This is a genomic window from uncultured Maricaulis sp., from assembly GCF_905480005.1.
Classification (GTDB): domain Bacteria; phylum Pseudomonadota; class Alphaproteobacteria; order Caulobacterales; family Maricaulaceae; genus Maricaulis.
The window spans coordinates 1-21,230 of record NZ_CAJQOO010000159.1; the positions used below are offsets into that span (position 1 = coordinate 1).

The 21,230-nt window shown below is 63.8% G+C and carries 23 protein-coding genes; 11 read left to right on the forward strand and 12 right to left on the reverse strand.

Annotation, left to right across the window (positions count from 1 at the left end):
• Positions 1 to 323 (reverse strand): phosphoribosyltransferase (locus QZ266_RS13450; RefSeq protein WP_295696004.1); only part of this gene is annotated, 323 nt, incomplete at its 3' end.
• A 94-nt stretch (positions 324 to 417) separates the two neighbouring features.
• On the opposite strand from QZ266_RS13450, the gene QZ266_RS13455 reads away from it, so the two are divergent.
• Positions 418 to 1,434, forward strand: coding sequence for an alpha/beta hydrolase-fold protein (locus tag QZ266_RS13455; RefSeq protein ID WP_295696006.1), 1,017 nt, complete (start codon positions 418 to 420; stop codon positions 1,432 to 1,434).
• Positions 1,435 to 1,440: 6 nt separating this feature from the next.
• Here the strand turns inward: QZ266_RS13455 and QZ266_RS13460 are convergent, their stop codons facing one another.
• From QZ266_RS13460 to QZ266_RS13485, 6 genes are all read right to left on the reverse strand, one after another.
• Positions 1,441 to 2,088, reverse strand: a complete 648-nt coding sequence (locus QZ266_RS13460) for a hypothetical protein (RefSeq protein WP_295696008.1) — start codon at positions 2,086 to 2,088, stop codon at positions 1,441 to 1,443.
• A gap of 208 nt (positions 2,089 to 2,296) precedes the next feature.
• Positions 2,297 to 2,635 carry a hypothetical protein gene (locus QZ266_RS13465; RefSeq protein WP_295696010.1) on the reverse strand — a complete coding sequence of 113 codons (339 nt, stop codon included), beginning with the start codon at positions 2,633 to 2,635 and terminating at the stop codon, positions 2,297 to 2,299.
• 101 nt (positions 2,636 to 2,736) lie between these two features.
• Entirely contained in the window at positions 2,737 to 3,219 is a 483-nt protein-coding gene (locus tag QZ266_RS13470) for a response regulator (RefSeq protein ID WP_295696012.1), read from the reverse strand.
• Positions 3,220 to 3,238: 19 nt separating this feature from the next.
• On the reverse strand, positions 3,239 to 4,189 hold the full coding sequence (locus QZ266_RS13475) for an ATP-binding protein (RefSeq protein ID WP_295696014.1): 951 nt from the start codon (positions 4,187 to 4,189) through the stop codon (positions 3,239 to 3,241).
• A gap of 27 nt (positions 4,190 to 4,216) precedes the next feature.
• A complete protein-coding gene (locus QZ266_RS13480; protein WP_295696016.1) occupies positions 4,217 to 6,544 on the reverse strand; it encodes an ATP-binding protein in 2,328 nt (775 codons plus the stop codon).
• A 244-nt stretch (positions 6,545 to 6,788) separates the two neighbouring features.
• Positions 6,789 to 7,259 (reverse strand): NUDIX domain-containing protein, encoded by a 471-nt coding sequence (locus tag QZ266_RS13485; RefSeq protein WP_295696018.1) that lies wholly within the window; start codon positions 7,257 to 7,259, stop codon positions 6,789 to 6,791.
• A gap of 186 nt (positions 7,260 to 7,445) precedes the next feature.
• Here QZ266_RS13485 and QZ266_RS13490 point away from each other — a divergent pair, with 186 nt between their 5' ends.
• Positions 7,446 to 8,432 (forward strand): calcium/sodium antiporter, encoded by a 987-nt coding sequence (locus QZ266_RS13490; RefSeq protein ID WP_295696020.1) that lies wholly within the window; start codon positions 7,446 to 7,448, stop codon positions 8,430 to 8,432.
• Here the strand turns inward: QZ266_RS13490 and QZ266_RS13495 are convergent.
• Together QZ266_RS13495 and QZ266_RS13500 are read right to left on the reverse strand one after the other, a co-directional pair.
• Entirely contained in the window at positions 8,429 to 9,472 is a 1,044-nt protein-coding gene (locus QZ266_RS13495; protein ID WP_295696021.1) for a serine hydrolase, read from the reverse strand. The two genes, QZ266_RS13490 and QZ266_RS13495, sit on opposite strands and share 4 nt — an antisense overlap.
• Before the next feature lie 90 nt (positions 9,473 to 9,562).
• Entirely contained in the window at positions 9,563 to 10,276 is a 714-nt protein-coding gene (locus tag QZ266_RS13500) for a DUF4197 domain-containing protein (protein ID WP_295696023.1), read from the reverse strand.
• Between the two features lie 196 nt (positions 10,277 to 10,472).
• Here QZ266_RS13500 and QZ266_RS13505 point away from each other — a divergent pair, with 196 nt between their 5' ends.
• Positions 10,473 to 11,678, forward strand: coding sequence for a DUF418 domain-containing protein (locus QZ266_RS13505; protein WP_295696025.1), 1,206 nt, complete (start codon positions 10,473 to 10,475; stop codon positions 11,676 to 11,678).
• A 78-nt stretch (positions 11,679 to 11,756) separates the two neighbouring features.
• Here the strand turns inward: QZ266_RS13505 and QZ266_RS13510 are convergent, their stop codons facing one another.
• The gene (locus QZ266_RS13510) at positions 11,757 to 12,365 is read right to left on the reverse strand and encodes a DUF4291 domain-containing protein (RefSeq protein ID WP_295696027.1); all 609 of its coding nucleotides are present in this window, start codon (positions 12,363 to 12,365) and stop codon (positions 11,757 to 11,759) included.
• A 156-nt stretch (positions 12,366 to 12,521) separates the two neighbouring features.
• Between QZ266_RS13510 and QZ266_RS13515 the strand changes: the two genes are divergently transcribed.
• A complete protein-coding gene (locus QZ266_RS13515) occupies positions 12,522 to 13,253 on the forward strand; it encodes a hypothetical protein (protein ID WP_295696029.1) in 732 nt (243 codons plus the stop codon).
• Positions 13,254 to 13,792: 539 nt separating this feature from the next.
• On the opposite strand, the gene QZ266_RS13520 is transcribed toward QZ266_RS13515, so the two are convergent.
• Together QZ266_RS13520 and QZ266_RS13525 are read right to left on the reverse strand one after the other, a co-directional pair.
• Complete coding sequence (locus tag QZ266_RS13520; RefSeq protein ID WP_295696030.1) at positions 13,793 to 14,194, reverse strand: dihydroneopterin aldolase; 402 nt, start codon at positions 14,192 to 14,194, stop codon at positions 13,793 to 13,795.
• Positions 14,191 to 14,973: an SDR family oxidoreductase gene (locus tag QZ266_RS13525; protein ID WP_295696032.1), complete on the reverse strand. Its 783-nt coding sequence runs from the start codon at positions 14,971 to 14,973 to the stop codon at positions 14,191 to 14,193. Before QZ266_RS13525 ends, QZ266_RS13520 begins: the two co-directional genes overlap by 4 nt.
• Between QZ266_RS13525 and uvrC the strand changes: the two genes are divergently transcribed.
• From uvrC to QZ266_RS13560, 7 genes are read left to right on the forward strand one after another with little or no spacing between them, the layout of a single operon-like run.
• Complete coding sequence (gene uvrC, locus QZ266_RS13530) at positions 14,972 to 16,873, forward strand: excinuclease ABC subunit UvrC (protein WP_295696033.1); 1,902 nt, start codon at positions 14,972 to 14,974, stop codon at positions 16,871 to 16,873. The genes QZ266_RS13525 and uvrC overlap by 2 nt on opposite strands.
• Positions 16,874 to 16,886: 13 nt before the next feature.
• Positions 16,887 to 17,453: a hypothetical protein gene (locus tag QZ266_RS13535; RefSeq protein WP_295696035.1), complete on the forward strand. Its 567-nt coding sequence runs from the start codon at positions 16,887 to 16,889 to the stop codon at positions 17,451 to 17,453.
• Between the two features lie 58 nt (positions 17,454 to 17,511).
• Complete coding sequence (locus QZ266_RS13540) at positions 17,512 to 18,339, forward strand: hypothetical protein (RefSeq protein ID WP_295696037.1); 828 nt, start codon at positions 17,512 to 17,514, stop codon at positions 18,337 to 18,339.
• Positions 18,317 to 19,117, forward strand: coding sequence for an HAD-IIB family hydrolase (locus QZ266_RS13545; protein WP_295696039.1), 801 nt, complete (start codon positions 18,317 to 18,319; stop codon positions 19,115 to 19,117). The genes QZ266_RS13540 and QZ266_RS13545 overlap by 23 nt, the downstream gene beginning before the upstream one ends.
• Positions 19,111 to 19,671, forward strand: a complete 561-nt coding sequence (gene pgsA / locus QZ266_RS13550; RefSeq protein WP_295696041.1) for a CDP-diacylglycerol--glycerol-3-phosphate 3-phosphatidyltransferase — start codon at positions 19,111 to 19,113, stop codon at positions 19,669 to 19,671. The genes QZ266_RS13545 and pgsA overlap by 7 nt, the downstream gene beginning before the upstream one ends.
• Before the next feature lie 7 nt (positions 19,672 to 19,678).
• Positions 19,679 to 20,476, forward strand: coding sequence for a hypothetical protein (locus QZ266_RS13555; RefSeq protein ID WP_295696043.1), 798 nt, complete (start codon positions 19,679 to 19,681; stop codon positions 20,474 to 20,476).
• 51 nt (positions 20,477 to 20,527) lie between these two features.
• Positions 20,528 to 21,229 (forward strand): response regulator transcription factor, encoded by a 702-nt coding sequence (locus QZ266_RS13560; protein ID WP_295696045.1) that lies wholly within the window; start codon positions 20,528 to 20,530, stop codon positions 21,227 to 21,229.
• The last annotated feature ends 1 nt before the right edge of the window (position 21,230 follow it).

Here is a 21,230-nt window from a genome sequence, read left to right on the forward strand (position 1 = left end):
CGGCCGCTATCATAGACATCATCGACGATCAGCAGCCGGTCATCGGCATTGAGCGTGTCGACCAGATAGCCTTCGCCATAGACCCGCACATTGCGGTCCTGCTCACCGATACCGGTATAGGAGGCGGTGCGGATGGCAATATGGTCGGTCTCGATCCCGCGCCAGGCCAGATATTCCTGGACCGCAATCCCGACCGGCGCTCCGCCACGCCAGACCCCGACGATATGGGTTGGACGAAAACCGCTCTCGAGGATTTGCCGCGCCAGGCGCAGGCTGTCTTCGAGGAGATCATTGGCGGAGATGTAGTGCTTGGCGTTGGTCATGGCCGCAGGATGGCCCGGTTTGCGACCGCAGCTCAAGCATTTGCCACCGGCGCGGCGCAGCCTAGGCTGCGCGCCAGCAGATCGGGGAGTTGATATGCGCCAGGACCATTCCCTGCCAGCCGGGCAGGTTCACACGCTCTACATCGACAGCCAGGTATTGGCCGGCAATCGTCTGGGCGACCCGACCCGCCGCCGGGTCGATATCTATGTCCCGCACGGTCATGACGGGACCGGCCTGCCGCTTCTGGTCGACCTGGCCGGCTTTACCGGCTCGGGCCTTGGCCATGTGAACTGGAAGAATTTTGGCGAGAATGTCCCCGAGCGGGCCGACCGGCTGATCGCGTCCGGCGTCATGAAGCCGGCCGTGATCGCCTTTCCCGACTGCTTCACCCGGCTGGGCGGCAATCAGTATGTGAACTCACCGGCCATGGGGATGTGGGAGGATTTCCTGATCAGGGAAATGCTGCCGGGAATCGAGAATAAATATGGCTGTGGCGGCCCTGGCCGGCGGGCCGTATTCGGCAAATCCTCGGGCGGCTACGGTGCCATGATGCACGCGCTCCGGCATCCCGATGTCTGGGCCGGCGCGGTCTGCCATTCCGGTGATATGGGTTTCGAGCTCGCCTTCGCGTCAGACTTCGCCCACACGCTGCGCCGCATTGACAGGCATGGCGGCACGATTGCCAGCTTTATCGAGGCGTTCGAGGCCGCTCCGAAGCTGTCTGGCGACGATCTGCATGCGCTGATGACCCTGGCCATGGGCGCGACCTATGACCCTGACCCGGACCCGGACGTCCTGATGGGTATCCGCCTGCCCGTGACAATGGATACATGCGAGCTGATCCCCGAGCGCTGGGCTGAATGGATGAAATGGGATCCGCTCGAGCTGGTCGACACGCAGGGTGAAGGGCTGAAAACACTCAAGGCGCTGATGATCGATTGCGGTGATATCGACCAGTACAACCTGGTCTATGGCGCGCGCCGGATGACGCGCAAGCTGACAGCCCTGGGCGTCGAGCACCGCTATGAGGAATTCCCGGACACCCATTCCTCGATCGATTACCGGATGGATGTCTCGCTGCCCTATCTGGCCGAGGCGCTGAGCGGCTGAGACCGATCAGGCCTGCGCCTTCGGGGGCACGATCTCGGCCTTGCCGCCACCCACCGACCGGCTCACCCCGGTCGCGACCACGGCGATGAGAAGGCGGGCGATAATGGTGAAGAAGAGCAGCACGATCTTGTCGTCCGAGACCGCGAAGCGGACCCCGGCACGCCAGCGTCCACCGATCGGCAAATGGGCAAGCTGGTCCTCGACCCAATCCGCCGCATCAAGCAGGGAGTGCAGCACACCTTCCGCTGCGATCGAGATCACGGCCAGCATGATGATGGCCACGACAAAGGACAGGAAGAGCGTCGCCATCATCGAGGAGACCTGGCTGATCAGCCCCGGTTCCTTGACCTTGTAGCGGTCATTCCCGCCCGTCAGGGCCGTGAATGCGCCACCAATGATCGCCAGGATGATGCGGGCGATGATGGTGAAGATGAGCAGGACGATCTTGTCGTCACTGGCGAACAGCCGGACGAAATTATTATAGCGGTCCTCAAGCGGGATCGCAGCGATCATGTCCTCGAGCAGATCGGCGCCATCCTGGACCCAGCTGAGCCAGTCCGCGGCATAGAACCACAGCAGGGCCAGCATGAAGATGGCCATGACCATCGACAGGAACAGCGTGGCCGAGATCTTGGACAGACGCGCTAACAACATGATCTTCCCCTCGCCATCCCCGTGTACTGGCAACCCTGTACCGGCAACCCTGTACCGGCCACCCAGGAGAGTACCGGCGACCTGAAGCGCGATGTTAGCCGGAAACCGGGCCGTCGTCGCCTGCGGTCGCGTGAGGCGCGAAACAGCCGGGGGACGATCGCGCATCACGATCGACGCCCCGGACTGCCACGATTGAGATTACAGCCGACTATTCGGCGATGATCTGCACGGTCAACGCGCTGCCATCATCCGACCAGCCATTGGTGACCCAGCTCTCGCCGGCGGCGAGTGCTTCATTCCACGGACCGCAATTCTCGCTGGTGCCGTTCTCGGTCATGGCCTGGATGCAGAGCTGGCTGTCATAGGTCCAGGTCCCGGCTATGCCGCGGCTGTCGCTATAACTGCCATCAGCATTGAACCATGCGTCGAAGGATTGCTCGCCATCGGTCACGCGAACGGCATGACCGATTGCATTGCTCATGCCTTCGGCCAAAGCCGGTGACGCCATCAGCGCACAGGCCATACCGGCCACAAGAAGATGTTTCATGTTGATTCCCCGAACTGCGGATCACGCAGACCCGACTTCGCCCCCCGGCAGAAGGGAAGCTAGCAAATTCGCCTGCACGGGGAAACCGGAAACGGTTCGGGTCAGATGTCCTCGTCGCCGTTCTCGGCCTGGCCCTCGATCGTCGGCACTTCGACAATCTGGACCCAGTACTCGCCGATCGAATTGACGACCCGCATCAAGCGGTCCAGCGAGATCGGCTTGACGATATAGGAGGAGGCGCCCAGCCCGTAGGAGGAGAGGATATCGTCCTCATCCTTTGATGTGGTCAGGACGATGATCGGGATATGCCGCAATTCGGCATCGGCCTTGATTTCCTCAAGCGCCTCGCGGCCATCCTTCAGCGGCATGTTGAGATCGAGCAGGATGATCCCCGGGAAAGGGGCACCCTCGCGATCAGCGTAATTACCGCGTCGCTTGAGATAGTCCACCAGCTGCTCGCCATTCTCCAGGAAATCGAGCGGGTTGCGCAGACGCACTTCCTCGCAGGCTTCCTTGAACAGCAGCCGATCATCCGGGTCGTCATCGACCATCAGGATGGTGAATAGCTGGTTTTCGTCGCTCATGATGACAGCCTCAACCCGGTTAGAGCGTTGATTTGGGATCGTCCTGGAACAAACTCGCCTTTTGACGCGGCAAGATCAAGGTGAAGACCGCCCCATTTCCGATTTCGCCCTGCGCTTTCAGCGTTCCGCCCTGCCGCTCCGCGATTTTTCGCGCCGTTGCGAGACCGATGCCTGTGCCGGGATAGGCGTCGCGCGTGTGCAAGCGCTCGAAGGGCTTGAAAATCCGCTCCGCCTTGTCCGGTGCAAACCCGATCCCGTTATCACCATGGCGAAATTCGACCCGCCCGTCGGGCCGTGCCTCGCCTTCAATCACGACCCGCAGCGGCGTATCCGTGCGGGCATACTGGATCGAATTGGCCAACAGGATCGCGAAGAGGATACGGAATTGAGCCCGGTCGCAATACACATCCGGCAAGGCTCCCAGCGCCACTTCACCGCCTGACGCGGCGATCCGGTCGGCGCTGGCGGCGACAAGCTGGGACAATTCCTCCGCCGCGGCAAAGGCCTGCGGATCCGTTGACACGTCATTGATGCGCGCATGCTGGGCCAGCTCGTCGAGCATGCCCTGCATGCGTTCCGCTGCGTTGGACATGCGCTCGGCATAGCGATCGAGCTGGGCATCGGGAGCCGGCCCGAGCCGACCACGCAAGCGCTCGCCAAAGGTGATGATCTTGCGCAGGGGTTCGCGAAGATCGTGACGCGCCGCCACGGCATAGAGCTCGATATCCTCGATCCGGCGCTGCAGGGCGGCCGCCTCGCGGCGCTGCCGGTCCATGGCGCGCAGGCCGTGAAGGGCCAGTCCGGTCAATCCGAGTACCGAGACAGCGCCAAATCCGAGCAGAACAGCCTCGCCAGGCGCCGGGCGCGGCATCTCCAGGAAGGGCAGAACCACGATAAGGGCGAGCACACCTCCGGCGATACCGATGAAAATCGGTGCGAACCGGTAAAGAGCTTGCTCGCGAGATGTCATGCCTGTCCCTGCTGACCCATGAGGGCGCTACATCACGCTACCCTGCCGTACGGGCAGGAGCAGGGTGAAAACAGCGCCGGAGTCCGGTTCGCCCCAAGCGGTAAGCTCACCGGCATGACGCTCGGCAATCTTGCGGCAGGTCGCCAGGCCAACGCCGGTGCCGTCAAACTCGTCACGCCCGTGCAGGCGCTCGAACATGCCGAAAATGCGCTCGGCATGGCGCGGCTCGAACCCGACCCCGTTATCAGCGACGGCGATGCGCGCGATGGCACCATTCTCGCCCACCTCGACACTCCCCTCGATGGAGATCGACGGCTGGATGCCGGGACGGCGAAACTTGAGTGCATTGGCCAAAAGATTGAGGAAGAGCTGGTGCATCTGGCTGGGGTCGGCCTCGATCGCCGGCAATTCGCCAACCCGGATCTTGGCATCCTCGGCATTGATCCGCGGCTCAAGGTCAGAGAGCACGTCAGCCAGGACGGTCGAGAGGTCGACCGGGAGGAAATTGGTCGTCTTGGAATTGACCCGCGAATAGCTGAGCAGGTCATCAATCAGGCGTCGCATGCGCGTCGAGGCGTCGACCATGCGTTCCAGATAATGCCGCCCGGTATCGTCCAGCGCGTCATAGCATTTATTGTTCAGACGCTCACCGAAGGCCTGGATTTTGCGCAAGGGCTCCTGCAGGTCATGCGAGGCCGCATAGGCGAATTCCTGCAGCTCCGAATTCGAGCGCTTGAGTTCCTGTGCGTAGCGCCGGAGGGCCAGCTCATCCCGCTTGCGATTGGTGACATCGCGGAAGGTGACCACGGCGCCGACAGACTTGTCGTCCGGATCGATCGGCGAGGACGCCGATTCAATCGGGATGGGCTGGCCGCTCTTGGTCCAGAAGACGTCACCATCCGGCGATTCCGCCGCCACGCCGGCGCAATGGATCGGACATTCCTCGCGCGGGAAGATCGAGCCGTCACGCCGGGAATGATGCACCACGCTGTGCATGGTCTTGCCGATCAGCTCGTCCTCGGTATAGCCCAGCATGGCGCAGGCGCGCGGATTGATGAATGTCACGACCCCCTCGCCATCAATGCCGTAAATACCTTCGGCGACGGTCATCAGGATCTGGGACAGGCGCTGATTGGCCTCATGCGTGGCATGGGCCCGGCGCCGGGTGATCGAACGGTGGGCGCTGAACAATACGGCGAGCAGGATGAAGGAGAGCGCCATCGCCACGGCAAAGACACGCAGGACAGCGCGGGCCTGATTGGCGCCGGCCATCGCTTCGCCCAGCTCGACCTCGGTGACAAAGCCGATATCGCGGGCCGGGTCCCAGTCCCACGCTCCCATCACGAGCACACCGCGCATGTCACGATAGCCGCGAAGATCGCTGCCCTGCCCCTCGGCGATAACGCCGGACGCAGCCTCGGTCAGAGGCCATTCTGCATAGGGAAGTGACGGAATACCGCCCAGGGTCACGTCAACGCCGGGATCACGCACCTCGACATGGAGAATGGAGGGATGCCCCTCGACCAGAAGATCGGCCTCGATCAATTCCTCGCCATAGCGGGTCTCGGTCAGCAAGCGCCCGTCGCGATCAATGGCAAAGGTCTCGCCGGACACGCCGGTACGACCGACCCGGAAAGTGGCGGTGTACTCGGAGAGCGGATCGATGCGCAGGGCCAGATAGCCCAGCAGCATTTCGCCTTCGCGGACCGCCGCCACGGCATACATCAGGATTTCCTCGTCGACAGCGTCCAGGTCCCCGGCACCCCCGGTATCGATGAGGTCAACGATATGCGGTCGGGTCAGGACGACCCCGGTCGAGTTGAGCCGATCCTCATTGACGAGGCTGATGATCAATGAGGGCTGGCCGAGATCCGAGTCGCGCATCGACGCCAGTATCGTGCCATTGGGGGCCAGCAAGGTGAAGCCGCGATAGCCATATTCGGTTAGCCAGGGCCCCAGCGTCTCCCGCAGCCAGGCCTGATCCCCGGATTGCGCCAGATCGGCGGGAACGGGCGAGGACATGAGGCCTTCGATGGCGACCTGGAGGCGGTCATTCTCGGCCCAGACCCGCGCGTCATTCTCACGCGACTGCGCCCACAGCTCGAAGCGTTGACGCGTATTGCGCAGAACCGTTTCCAGGGTACGAAGATTGGTTTCCCGGGCGGACGACATCAATCGCCCCTCGCCCGCCATGACGGCCAGGGCGACGATGAAGATACAGCTGACCGCGACCAGGCCGGGCAGAACCTGTCCCACCCAGCCATCGGTGTCGGTCAGACGCTGGACGGCCGATTTCGGCTCGCCGGCGTCAGACGCAGTTCGAAGATAGGTATCGCCGCTTGGCGTCGTGGTCATTCGAATCGGCCCCGATCCATCTCCCCATCCAAGCCATCCTAATGAATTTGCCGCACTTGTCCCCATTTGAAGCCACATTCGGGGCAAAAATGGGCCGAGATGGCTCAGCTGGGGTTCACACCGGGCTCCCTAATGTCGTCAGCGTGCGCCCCGCGGTGTACCGGACAGTCTGGCTCGATATCCCTCGCTTCGGGTTGGCCTGCTCCGGTACACCGCACCATTTCCGGGCAGCCATGCCAGCCCGTTACCAGTGATCGGCAACCGGCGCCTGACCCCGAAATTCAGCCAGTCGCGCCCGCGTGGCCGGTGTTGTCCCGTCGGGCAGGTTGTCCGGGTCGAACCAGCCGGTCTCGGCGATCTCGCCCGCCGCATTGGACTCACAGCACGACCAGTCCCGAACGACACAGACCACGACATGATCGCCGCGGAATTTCCGGTGATTGGCATGGACGCCCTGGATCCTCGCCTCGCCCGCCAGCGCCACGCCGGCCTCGTCACGCAATTCATGCGTCAGAGCGTCGCGTACGCTTTCACCCTTCTCCACACCGCCGCCGGGCAGATGCCAGCCTCCGACATAGGTATGACGAACCAGAATCACCTGGCCATCCGCGCGCACGACAATCCCTCTCACCCCCAGCGTGGTACCGCGTGAAAGCCGCCAGAAGGCGTGCAGGAGGGGGCGGATGACGGGTTCGACACGCTGACGCCAGTTCATGCCGCATCCCCCGCTAGCCAGTGCCGCATCGGCGGGTTATGTACGGGCCCAATACATGCCGTTTTGGGGAATTTTCTCATGTACGCTCTGATTGCTCTCGGCCTCGTGGCAGGTCTCTTCGGTTTGCTCAATCTCATCGAATACCGTCGTTTCGACTAGTCCGCGAACCGAACGGTCCGCCCGACAATGGCTGCTCCCGTATATATCGCGCTGATTCTGGCCGGCATCATTATCTTGCTGTTCGGCGGCGACCTGCTTGTGCGCGGCGGTGCCGCGCTGGCGCGCCAGTGGCGTTTGCCGCCGCTTCTGGTCGGCCTGACCATTATTGCCTTCGGCACCTCCGCGCCCGAACTGGTCGTATCGATCCAGTCGACCCTGTCCGGGGCTCCGGGACTGGCCCTGGGCAATATCGTCGGATCAAATACCGCCAATTTCCTGCTTATTCTCGGTCTGCCGGCGGTGTTCGGCGCAATTGCGACCACCACGCCGGGCGTGCGTCGCAATGCGATCTTCGCCCTGGGAGCGGCCGTGATCCTCATTGCCGTCAGCTGGGATCACGTGATCACGGCCCTGGAGAGCTATATCCTTTTCGGCCTGATCATCGGCTATATCGCCCTGCTGGCCTATCTGGCGCGCGGCAAGACGGATGATCCAAGCATCACCGAGCTGACCGATCTGGAACACATGGACGGTCTGCCCAAAACCATGCCGACCATTCTCGGCGCCTTGCTGATCGGTCTCGTCGGCCTGCCGATCGGGGCACAGATGATCGTCGCGGGCGGCACGGCCGCCGCGGCAGATCTCGGTGTGGATGACGCGCTCATCGGCCTCACGGCGGTGGCATTCGGCACGTCGTTGCCGGAGCTGGCGACCGTGGTCATGGCCTCGGTGCGCCGCCAGGCGGAACTCGCAATCGGCAATGTGCTGGGCTCGAACATCTTCAATGTCTTCGCGGTCGGCGGCGCAACGGGAATTGCCGCAGCCCTGACCGGCAACACGCTCCCGGTTCCCGAAGACTTCTTCCGTCTCGACTTCTGGGTCATGCTCGGAGCCAGCGTGGTGATTGCCGGCATCATCCTGCTCAAGCAGCCGATCAGCCGCCTGCTCGGCGTCGCGCTCTTCGCCGGCTATATCGGCTATATCTACGTTCTGGCCCGCGGCGTGCTGAGCTAGTCCGACCGGTCGGCCTGCCGGTCGACAATCAACGCCCGCAGGAAGCGACGGTCCGACCACGCCTCGGTCTGTGTGCGCGGGTCATCGACCACGCCGCGCGTCATCCGCACCACGACCAGATCGAGTTGCGGGATGACATAGAGACGCTGCCCGCCTGCCCCCGCCGCCATGGCGACGAAGGGGAAATCTGCATCATGCATGGCGATTTGCGGCCCGCCCCTCATCTCGGCTGCCCCGCCAGGCAGATTGATCAACCACCAGCCGAGCCCGTAGCCGGGGTTGGCCGCACTCGGCTCCCACATCGCCGCCAGCACGTCCGGATCGCCCAGCTGGACATCCCCGAAATCCCCGCCTTCCAGCACCGCATGGCCGAAACGCGCCCAGTCGAGCGCGGTGATCTGCGTGCCCTCCGACATCGTTGGATTACCATCCACCGAGCGCCAGGCCCCGACGCCAATCCCCAGCGGGCGCAAGAAGCGCCGCAGGAGGTAGTCTGCCGGCGTCGGATCCAGGTCTGCAGCCGCGAGCCGTCTCCGCACGAGCTCGCCCAGGGCCTCGAAATGCACGGCGCCATACACAAAGCGCTCGCCGGCCGGATAGTCCCGACGGGCCCCGACCGCGCGCTGATAGCTGGGCAAGCGCCGATTGCGCGGATTGGTCGCCAGACCGCTGGACTGATTGAGCAAGTGGCGGATCGTGATGGCGGACCGCTCCGGGCCTTCCTGCCATTCGGTGAGGATGTCCGCGGCTGGCTGATCAAGCTCGAGCAGGCCGTCCTGGACCGCGAGGGCAATGATCACCGGGGTGAAGCTCTTCGTTCCGCTGGCCAGCCACCAGGCTTCATTGGCCTCGACACCGCGATCATAGCGCTCGCAGACCAGGGCGCCTTGATGGACGACGAGGAAGGCCACACCTCGGGCGCCGGCATGGAAACGCCCGCCGGCCTCGCAATCAATCTCGTGGCGCGGCTGGGCAGGCGCCGATGAGACGCCAATGCCCCAGAGCAGCAGCACGGACAGACAGATTCTGACACTCATCATCAACCGGATACTCCCCGCGCCCGAGGCCATCCAGTCTGCTCATTCCTTGCCCAACGACCAGTCGCGATGGGTCACTTGGCCGTGATCAGCCTAGCCGAAGACGCGACGCAGAATGTCGGTGGTGCGATTGACCGGATCGCGGCGAATGGCCCGTTCCTCTTCGCCGACATAATGGAAGACACCGGACATGGCGCGACGCGAAGCGTCCTCGGTCAGCTGGTCGCGCAGGGATTGCCCGCCCGAGCTGCCGCGCATGAGGCGGCCGAGGAAGCCGCCCTGATTGTTCATCCGCTCCTCGATCGGCTGCAGTGTGCGATAGGCACCGGAGGCCTCCAGCGTAGTCGCCATGCGCGGGCGGATCAGCGCGTAGAGCTGGTCGGATGTGCGCCCTTCCAGATAATCCGTGGCCGAGCGGTCACCGCCGCGGACAATACCGAGGGCGTCATCCAGGGTGATGGAGCGCACGGCATCGACAAAAATGGTCTGAACCGCCGGCATCGCCGCCTCGGCCGAGCGGTTGATCTGGCGTTCGAGATCATCGAGCTGGGACGACATTCCGACCCGGCGCAACATGGATTGCAGGTCGCGGATCCGGGATGGCAGGGGGATGCGCACCTGGGGGTCACCGAAAAATCCGTCTGTGCGTCCAAGCCGGGTCGTCGCCAGACGAGCCGCCTGCCCCAGTGCAGCGCGAATACCGTCACGGGCCTGGCTCTCCGAGAGCCGGAACTGGCTGGCCCGGACCGGGCTGGTCGCCAGGAAAAGCGCGCTGGCCAGTCCCAGGGTGAAGAAACGTCGATCCATGCAGGCCTCCCTTGAAGCCCTGTACTCTGGCACATCCCGGCCGGCCGGAATACGGGGCAGTTCCGGCGGGTACAAGGGCGGGCAGATGGGCGGACACATGACGGGGGACCGGGTCGCAATCTATCCCCGGGACTTTCCTGTTTCCTGGCGTTAGTCTCGCGCGCAAACCGATCAGGGTCGAAGGGGGACCAGACCAATGAATGCACCGAGAACCGACCGCCTGGTCTCGATCGACGCCCTGCGCGGCATCGCCGTGCTGGGCATTTTGATGATGAATGTGCAGGGCTTCGCGATGACGCCCTTCGCCTATGACAATCCAACCCTGCAGATGGATCTGACCGGCGCCAATCTGGATGTCTGGGCCTTCGCCCGCACATTCTTCGCCTTCAAGTTCATCACCATTTTCTCGACCCTGTTCGGCGCCGGCATCATCCTGATGGCGGGTGAGAATGACGACACCGGCAAGCATTATCCGCGCATGCTCTGGCTGCTCGCGATCGGCGCTTTCCATGCCTATGTGCTGTGGTGGGGCGATATCCTCGTTACCTATGCCCTTCTCGGCATGCTGGCCGTAAAGGCCCGCCGCATGGTGCCGCTCAAGCTGGTGATCTGGGGCCTGGTCCTGATCGCTGTCAGCGCCGTCCTGATGGTCGGCGGCGGCTATCTGGGCACAATGTTTGAAACCCCGCCGGAGCAGCTCGCCCAGCAGGAAGAGATGATGGCCGGCCTCCTGTCCGACATGACCGCCGCCTATCAGGCCGGTTGGCTGGACCGCCTGCCCTGGAATGCCGGTTTCGGCCTTGTCGGCCAGATCGCGGGTCTCCTCATGATCGGCGCCCGGACGCTGGGCCTGATGTTCATTGGCATGGCGCTGTTCAAAAGCGGCTTCCTGTCGGCCAGCTGGTCAACGGCCCGTTATGCCGTTCTGGCCGTGATCGCCCTGGCTGCGGGCTGGTGGCTCAACCACACCTCCACCACCACGATGATCGCCGGTGATTTCGACGTCGCGGCGATGGCGGACGGCAATGCCCTTATCTATGTCGGCAGCCTGGTCATGTCCTTTGGCTATGCCTCGGCCGTCATGCTGCTGTCGAAGATTGGCGTGTTCAGCCTGATCATCAAACTCTTCGCCGCGACCGGGCGCATGGCCTTCACCAATTACCTCACGCAAACCCTGATCATGAGCTTCATCTTTGTGGGCGCGCCGGGCCTCGGCCTGTTCGGGACGGTGGAGCGGATCGACCAGGCCAAGCTGGTCCTGATCGTCTGGACAGTCCAGCTGATCTGGTCGCCGATCTGGCTCCATTTCTTCCGCTTCGGCCCGCTGGAATGGGTCTGGCGCTCGCTGACCTATGGTGGGTTCCAGCCAATCATGAAGCCCAGGACCGAGGCGGCGGGTTAAGCGGCGGGTTAAACCGCACGCGCCTCACGCCTGTCATCCCTGATTCCTGATGGACGCCCGGCGAAAGCCGGGCGCTCGTCAGGTGCGGGTGGTGACCTGGCTGACGGTCCCCATGGCGGACCCGGCGTCATAGGGCCGTTCCTCAGGCAGGAGGTCTTCTGCCTTGGCCAGCTCGCCGTTCTCGACATGAGAGACAATCGTCTTCGCCAAACCCGTGACATCGGTGATCCGGACGATCCAGTCATCGACATAGCGGCGAACGGCGTCGCCATGAACACCAATCTGGATCGATCGATGGGCGAGCGGCTGCAGATGCAGGTCGCGCTCGGGATCCCACTGGATCCGCACCGGTGACGCAGCCTTCACCCGGGCCCACTCTTCCTTGCTCATGGACGGGTCGGGATGACTGGGACAGCTATGCTCCAGCGCCCAGGCAAACCCTTCCCGCGTGATGTCGATGGCGAGGATTCGACTCTGTCCGGCGTCTTTGAAGCCCCAACCGGCGCGATACATCATCCACAGGAAGGAGGGCTTGATCCATGTCATCCGATCCATCTTGAAAGGGGGGGAGACGAATCTGCCCTCGGCCAGCGCCGTGTCGGCGATTGCGTGACTGTAAGCCTGGTAGACGCGGATCGTCTGCGCGTCATGGACGGCGCGAATCTGTTTTTCGGGAATGTCATTCATCGGACAATTAGGCAGGCTCTTTGGACGACGGATCAAGACGGGAATTCAGGCTTTTTATCGCATGACTGGCCGGGAAGCCCCGTGGCGATGGCAAGGTGACAGCCTGCCATCGCCGCATTAGCGTCCCCATGAAAGATGTTGAAAAAGGCTTGGCCAATGAGAGTGTTTGTATTTGCGCTGTGCGCATTCCTGATCCTGCCGCACGCCGCCGAAGCGTTTCAGGACGAGATCGTGGTGACCGGATCGCGGATCGCCCGCCCGGACGCCGCCCGGGCGCGTGAAGTCCAGGCCGTCCCCCATGTTCATGTCGTGCGCCGGGCCGACAATTTCCTCGTCACCGTTGAAATCCTCTCTGACACCCGCGAACGCGATGAGCGCCGCGAAGAAGTGCGTGCGACACTGCAGACCGTCCTGGAGCGCGCCGACACCGTCGCCGGGATCACCGTATCGATGATGGGTGACGGGCTGGTCGATCTCGACGCCGGCATGATCGGCCAGGTCGATATCCAGGAACATCCGCGCCGCGAGGATGTCTCGACCGTCACGCTTTATCTCAAGACGCCGGTCGGGTCGTCCGATGATTTCGATGATGCCGACAACCGCGTCGCCGCCTTCGTCGCAGGCCTGACCGCGACCGGTCGCGCCACGGTGGAAGCGTCATCCTCCTACAGCCTCACCCTGACCGGTGGCGCCGACCAGTATCGCAATGACGTCATCCGCGCGATCGCCACTGATGTCCGCTTCCTGCGCTCGACCTTCGGCAATGAGTACGACATCAACGTCTCGACCAGCCTGCACGAACGCGTCCGCCTGACACAATCCGGCCCGCTGGAACTGTCGATCTACCTGCCCTACACGGCGACGATCATGCTGAAGCGGGACGATTGAGGTGGGGTTGAGAGAGTCAGCTCGCGAGAGTGCGTTGCGGGAGCCGGTCAAACACCTTGACGTTCCCGCGCCCGCGCGCTGACTGAGCCATAGATCCCCGCCCGGACAAGGCGAGCGAGAGCGGCGTCACCGAGCGCAGCATGGCGGACATCCGGGCCGCGGCCCGATCGCAGCGACGCGTCGCGGAAGACTGAGGCTGTCGATGGCCGCGAGGCGTGGGTGATCGGTGGTCAGAGGATGAACGCTCACGCATCGCACTCATTCCGGCCCTGCAGGCCAACTTCCCCATCAAGGCAAAGGACCTATTGCGCTCCAACCCCACCCCCTGTCACTCCGTCATCCCACGGGGAGCGCAAAGCGCTCATCCGGGGGACCTCGTCCCGGACGGCTGGCGGATGGGTGAGGTCCCCCGGACAAGCCGGGGGATGACGGTGTATAGGTAGAAAGAGGGTTATGTCCCAACCCTCGACGAGCTTGCCGCCATGGGGACAGGTATAATTAGCGACGCGCGTTAAATGTACCTGTCGCAGATTTCCGCCCTAAACCTTCCGCCGAAACCGCGTCAGACCCACCGCTTCGGCGTCGGCATAGGCATCAACCTTGCGGGTTGTGACCTGGGCGGCGGCGACGGTGGCGGGTTCCAGGGCGAGATCGAGGACGACGCCGCACAGGGTTTCCTGCAGATCGAACTGGCGCGCCTCCAGGGCCTTGATGCCGTGCAGGATATAGTCGTAATCGACCACGGTGGCGATATCGTCCGAGCCGCACCAGGCCTTGTTGACCAAGGTAACGACATCGATCAGCACGCGCTGTTTCACGCCGCGCTCATAGTCGTGAATGCCGATCTCGACATCCATCTTCACGCCCTCGAGCCGATAGACGAAGACATCCTCGCCCGACGCATTGGCAAGGGCATTCTCGATTACCTGATCCAGTCTCATGAGACGTCATCCTTCGGCCCGTTTGTCTCGGGAATCGCGGGGGCATACATGACGTCGCGATTGCGGGCGTCGAGATGCTGGCCACCATCAATGGTGATCGTCTCGCCCGTCATGGCCGGGGTCGCAAGGATGAAGCGCACCGCGCGGATGATGTCGTCGGGCGTCGAGCCGCCACGCATCGGGTTCATCGCGTGGGCGCGGGCAAACTCGTCGGCGTCCTGGCCACCCGATGGCAGGGTAATGCCGGGCGCGATCGCATTGACGCGGACGGCAGGCGCAAAGGCCATGGCCATGGTTGTGGTCGCCCCCAGCAGCGCCTGCTTGGACAGGGTGTAGGCGAAGAAGTCCGGATTGAGATTGAAGAGTTTCTGGTCGAGCAGATTGATCACACAGCCCGAGGCACGCTCCGAATGACCCGCCGCCATCGCCTTGGTCAACAGGACCGGCGCGGCGGCATTGATGCGCCAATGGTCTTCCAGTGATTGCGGGGTGACGTCTTCCGGCCGGTCCATCTGGAAAATGGAGGCGGAGTTGATCAGAGCGTCGACACGTCCCACATCGGCCATGAAGGCCTCGACCGCGCCGGTATCGGCCAGGTCGAAGCCGACCGCTGTCGCCGATCCGCCGACCTCGCGAATTTGTGCGGCCACGGCCTGTGCCTCGGACGCCGAAGCATTGTAATGGACGATCACATGCCAGCCATCCTCGCCGAGGGCGCTGGCGATTTTGGCACCCAGGCGCTTGCCGCCGCCGGTTACGAGCGCAATCCTGTCCGACATGACGTCCCAAACTCCTCAATCCGAAGCGATAGATGACGCGTCGTCCGCGGCAAGGCAATCGCTCGGCGGCGCGAAACTCATCGCCGACTACGTCAAGAACCTGCCACCCAAGCCGGGTGTCTATCGCATGTTCGGCGAAGATGGGGCGGTCCTCTATGTCGGCAAGGCCCGGCATTTGAAGAACCGGGTCTCCAATTACGCCAATGGCCGCGGGCATTCCAACCGCATCGCCATGATGATCGCACTGACCCGCCGGATGGAGTTCGTGGTCACCCAGACCGAGACCGAAGCCCTGCTGCTGGAAGCCAATCTGATCAAGTCGCTGAAGCCGCGCTTCAACATCCTGCTGCGCGACGACAAGAGCTTCCCCTATATCCTGATCCGCAAGGACCATGCGGCGCCGCAACTGACCAAGCATCGCGGGTCACGCAAGGCGAAGGGCGATTATTTCGGCCCCTTTGCCTCGGTCGGCGCGGTCAACCAGACCCTCAACACCCTGCAGAAGGCCTTCCTCGTCCGCACCTGTACGGACAGCGTCTATGAGGGCCGGTCGCGGCCCTGCATGCTCTATCAGATCAAGCGCTGCGCCGGTCCCTGCGTCGATTTGATCGAACCGGCCGCCTATGACGCGCTGGTCGGAGAGGCGACGGATTTCCTGCGCGGTCGCTCCAATGCCTTGCGCCAGGACTTGCAGGCCCGCATGAGCGAAGCCGCGGAGGCGATGGATTTTGAAAGCGCGGCCAAGCTGCGCGACCGGATTCGCGCCATCGCCGCCGTTACAACGGATCAGGGCATCAATCCGGACGGAGTCGAGGAAGCCGATGTTGTCGCTGTGCATCAGGATGGCGGCAAGTCCTGCGTCCAGGTCTTCTTCTTCAGGGCCGGACAGAATTGGGGCAATCAATCCTTCTTCCCGCGTCATGACAGCGAGGCCGAACCGGCCGAAGTCCTGGCGGCCTTCGTGGCCCAATTCTATGATGACAAGCCGGCGCCCGCATTGATCCTCCTCTCGCACGAGATCGAGGAGGCGCAATTGCTGGGCGAGGCGCTGAGTCTGAAGACCGAGCGCAAGGTCGCCCTGCACACGCCCCAGCGCGGTGAAAAGCGCAAGCTGGTCGAGCGCACGCTGACCAATGCCCGCGAAAGCCTCGCCCGCCGCCTGTCGGAAAGCGCGACCCAGACACAATTGCTCAAGGGCGTTCAGCGCATCTTCGATCTGCCCGACATGCCCCAGCGCATCGAGGTCTATGACAATTCCCATATCCAGGGCACGAATGCGCTTGGCGCCATGATCGTCGCCGGACCGGAAGGGTTCGAGAAAACCCATTATCGCCGCTTCAACATGAAGGGCGATGATGCGGCGACGAATGACGATTTCGCCATGATGAAGGCGATGCTGAAACGGCGCTTTTCGCGGCTCCTGAAAGAGCGCGATGACGGCGCCCCCGTGCCCGATCTCGTCCTGATCGATGGCGGCAAGGGGCAATTGTCCTCCGTCATGGAAATTGCGGAAGAGCTGAGCATCACAGCGGAGACCGGCATCACGATTGCCGCCATCGCCAAGGGCCCTGAACGCGATGCCGGTCGCGAGGCCTTCTACCTGCCCGGCAAGCCACCGTTCAAACTGCCGATGAAGGATCCCGTCCTCTACTATCTCCAGCGCCTGCGCGACGAAGCCCACCGCTTCGCCATTGGCGGCCATCGGGCCAAGCGCAAGAAACAGATGACAGAGAACCCGCTGGACGGGATCGACGGCATCGGCCCCTCGCGCAAGAAGGCCTTGCTGGCCCATTTCGGCTCTGCCAAGGCGGTGCGCAATGCGGCGCTGGCGGACCTGGAAGCGGTTGACGGCATCTCCAAAGCCATGGCCAAGAAGGTCCATGACTGGTTCCAGAAATAACGGAGCGACGCCTGTGTCCACCCGCCTCTCAGATCTCGCTGCCCTGCTGCGCCTCATCCTGGTGATCACCGGTCCGGTGGCGATCTGGTTTTCCTTTCGCTGGACCGCAACGGCCGAGGGCGTGGCCCAGTTCGACGGCTTTCTCGACAGCGCCAGGGCACTGGCGGCCTGGGGAGCGGCGAGCTGGATTCTGGCCAGTGTGATCGCTGCCACACGGCTCACCGGCGACACGCGGCTCGCCCGACTGGCGCGGGCCGGCCACGCCAATCTCTTCCTCCTCCTCTATCTCCTCATCATCGGCAAACCGGCCCTGCTGGTCGTGCCGATCCTGGCAATCCTGATCAGCGATGGCGTCACCCTGCTGCGGCCGCAACCCGCCGACAGCCTCTCCGCGTCCGCCGCCCCCATCGCCCTGATCGGCCAGCTCCTCGCCGTGCTGGGTGCCGGCCTGCCCCTGCTGGCGGCGGGAATGGGCTGGATTGGCCAGGATCTGGCCCTGAATGCCTGGATGATCGGGCTGTGGCTGGCGGCGGCCTTCAAGCTCTATCGCTTCATGCCCGGGCCCCTGCGGGCCGATTGAGGCTTTCCGCCATGCGGCTGGCTTGTATGATCGCGGGATAACACCCGGGGAGGATGATGTGGGGACTCTGCTCAAATACGTCGTGCTGACGCTCATGGTCGCCTCGGGCTGGATCTTCCTGAGCGCGTTTTTCCTGCCGGGCGAGACTTGCCGTTCGGGTCCGATGTCCCTCGGTTGCATCCGGGACAGCTTCATCGCCATGCCGCCGCTTTCCAGCATGATCGGCATTTACGGCGTCGCCATCGTGTTTTTCGTCCTGACGGCGCGGGCGCAGAACCGAAAGGCCGCTCGCGGCAAGGATGGCGTCATCCGCCGCTACCGTCATGCCGAGGAATACCTGATCGAGACCGGCAAGCTCTCCCATGAGGCGCTGATCGAGTATCACCGCGAGTACAAGTGGGAATCCTATGCCGGTATTGCACTCTCGGCCTCGATGGTCGTGGCGACACTGGTCATCCAGGGCGGGATGGACGGACTTCTGGGCGAGCCCGTGGGACCGAATACCAGCCTGACGGGCAATACGCTGGCGCTGTGGAATGCCGGCGTCTTGGCGATCTCGGGCGCCATGATGGCCGCTGCCGAGCTCGTCCACACCAATACCCTGTCTCCGATGGTCCCCATCAAGACACGTCTGAAGGTCGTCGGCCGGACCATTGTGATTGCCGGCATGGGCGTGACGCTCGCGGTCTCGTCGGTCTTCGCCTTTTTCGCCCTCGCCGCGCCGGTACTGGCCATGCTGGGCACGCTGGTTTTCTTCTTCCTGGGTATGTGGCTGCCTTCAGCGCGCGCCATTCCGCGCAACGAGATGATAGACAGGTTCAAGCTCACCGATGACGAGTGGGACGAGATGGTCAAGCGGGTCAATGATGGTTCCAAGCGCAAATGATGCGTCCCTGGCGGACGTCCGGGCCTTCCTGTTCGACCTTGACGGAACCGTCACCCGTGACGGCCGCGTGCCGGCGAGCAGCCTGGCTGCGATGGAACTCCTGCAATCGGCCGGCATTCTCACCCTGGCTGTGACCGGGCGCCCGGCCGGCTGGTGCGACCTGATCGCGCGCTGGTGGCCGGTCGATGCCGTGATCGGCGAGAATGGCGCCTTCTGCTTTGCCCGCGAGGCCGGTGGTCACATCGCCCGCGACTGGTTTTGCGACCTCTCCGACACACGGCGCGAACAGCTTGAGGGCCTGGCCCGGACCAGTCTCGCCCTCGCCGACAATCTCGCCCCCGCTGTCGATAATGACTGGCGGGCCTGCGATATCGCGGTGGATTTTGCCGAAGAGGTCGCCGGTGCCTCCCTGGCGGATGCCGAGCGGGTCCGGCTCCATTTCGAAAAGGCCGGTGCCATGGCCAAGACCAGCTCCATCCATGTCAATGCCTGGTTCGGCGATCACGACAAGAAGACCACCGCCTGCCGCGTCCTGACCGAGCGCTTTGGCCTGGCAGCCGACACCCTCACCCGACACGTCGCCTATATCGGTGACGCGCCCAATGACGAGCCCATGTTCGCGGCCTTTCCGATCAGTTTCGGCGTCGCCGGCGTGCGCCGTTTCCTGCCCCAGATGACCGCCCACCCTGCCGAAATCGCCACGGGTGATGAAGCCCAGGGCTTCGCCGAGATCGCCGGTCGTCTCCTCGCCGCCAGGAAGGCCGCACCCGCATGCTGACCCTGCCCAATCTTCTGACCGCTTCGCGCATCGGCCTGGTCCCGCTTCTCTTCCTGGCCCTGTCGCTGGACGGATCAATGCGCTTTGTGGCGGCACTGGCCATCGCTGTCCTGGCCGAGATCACCGACCTGCTTGATGGCTGGGTTGCGCGGACCTTCAATCAGCAATCGGCGTTCGGCGCGCAATTCGACCCGCTCGCGGACAGTCTCTACCGGATCGGCGCCTTCACCGCGCTGGCGACCGCCGGCCTGATCCCGGTCTGGGCCATTCTGGTCTTTGCCTGGCGCGATGTCCTGGTCAGCTATGCCCGGCTGATGATGCAGTCCCGGGGTGCCGCCGTCGGCGCGCGCCTGTCAGGCAAGCTCAAGGCCATCGTCCAGGGCATTGCCATCATCGCCCTTCTCGCGGCGCCGCTCATCCCTGCCAGCTGGCTGGCGCCGAACCTTGCTGCAAGCGTCGCGGAGGCCAGCTTCTGGGTCGCGGTGGCCGTCACGGTGTGGTCGTGCGTGGATTACCTGGTCGCCGGCATGAAGCCGGCCCCGGACCGGGTCTGATACGCGCATGTCACTTCCGTCCCAGGCGCTTGAAATCCTGCATCACCGCTCCCTGAATTCGCCCGCTGCCTTCGAGCGCGGTCTGGCACTGGCGGCGCGTCTGCCTGAAGCCCGACACGCCCATGAGGCCGATATCTGCTGGGTCGCCGAGGGTGACGGTCCGCCCCTGCTCTACACCCGTCATCCCGCCATGATGATCGACCGACTCGGACGCCGCGCCGTCATGCGGGATTGCGCGGCCGGAAAGATGTGGACCCTGGAAGACGCGCTCGCCGCGGCCCGCGGTCACGCGGTGATCCTGGAACTCAAGATCGGCAAGGGAGACCGTCGCGCCGCCCTCGCCGAACTGGTCCGCCAGGCCGCCACCCATGACGCGCCCGTCCTCATCGATGCCTTTTCGCTGGACCTGCTGGCGATCACGCGCGAGCTCGCGCCCGAGGCCCGGATGAGCGTGCATACCGGCCTCTACACGCCACAAAGAACCACGATCAGTGCGGTCGGCTGGCCGCCTTTCCAGCGCGTCCCCAGTGAACGCCTGCCGGTCAACATCGTCTCGCTGCGCCTCTATGGCGCCTGGGCGCGCATGCTGCCGCAGATCGCCGCCGTCCACGCCGCAGGCCTGACCCCGCACATGTCGCGCCTGCTTACACCGGACGAACTCGTCCTCGGCGCCCGCGCCCCGCTGGCCGCGATCTATGCCGATCCGGAGCCCTATGAGGCCGGGCTCGAGGCCTTGCGTACGGCCTGCGCGGAACGACTTGAAACATCGGATGATTTGCTGGTCCGCGCCGATAAAGCACCTTGAGCGCCTGCCGCCCACGGGTCATGATCGAAACTCGCAATTCGGCAGGACTTCATGGCCCAGACGCCCGGTGATGACCCGCACATCCTTGTGGTCGATGATGACGACCGCATCCGCAACCTGCTCAAGCGCTTCCTGCAGGAGCGCGGCTATCGCGTCTCGACCGCCCCGAATGCCAACAAGGCGCTCTCCACCCTGAACTCCCTGGCCTTCGACCTGCTGGTGCTGGATGTGATGATGCCCGGCATGGACGGGTTCGAACTGACCCAGGCCGTTCGCGAGCGAGGGGAAACACCGATACTCCTCCTGACCGCGCGCGGCGATGCCGAGGACCGGATCAAGGGTCTCTCTCTCGGGGCGGATGATTATCTGCCCAAGCCGTTCGAGCCGGAAGAACTCGTGCTCCGGATCAATGCCATCCTGCGCCGTGCCAAGCCGGCCCAGGCGGCGATCCAGCATGTCAGCTTTGGCGATTGGCGCTTTGACATCCAGCGCGAAAGCCTGACCCGGTCCGGCGATGCGGTCCGCCTGACCGGCGGTGAAGCGGCGCTTCTGGCAGCGCTGGCAGCCTCGGCCGGACAGACGGTTTCGCGCCTGACGCTGTCAGAGCGCACCGGCGGCGGCGAGCGCGCCGTTGATGTCCAGGTCACACGCCTGCGGCGCAAGCTGGAGACCGACCCGAAAGAACCCCTCCATCTCCAGACGGTCCGCGGCGAAGGCTATCGCCTCCTCGCCGACCCGATATTCGAGGACTGAC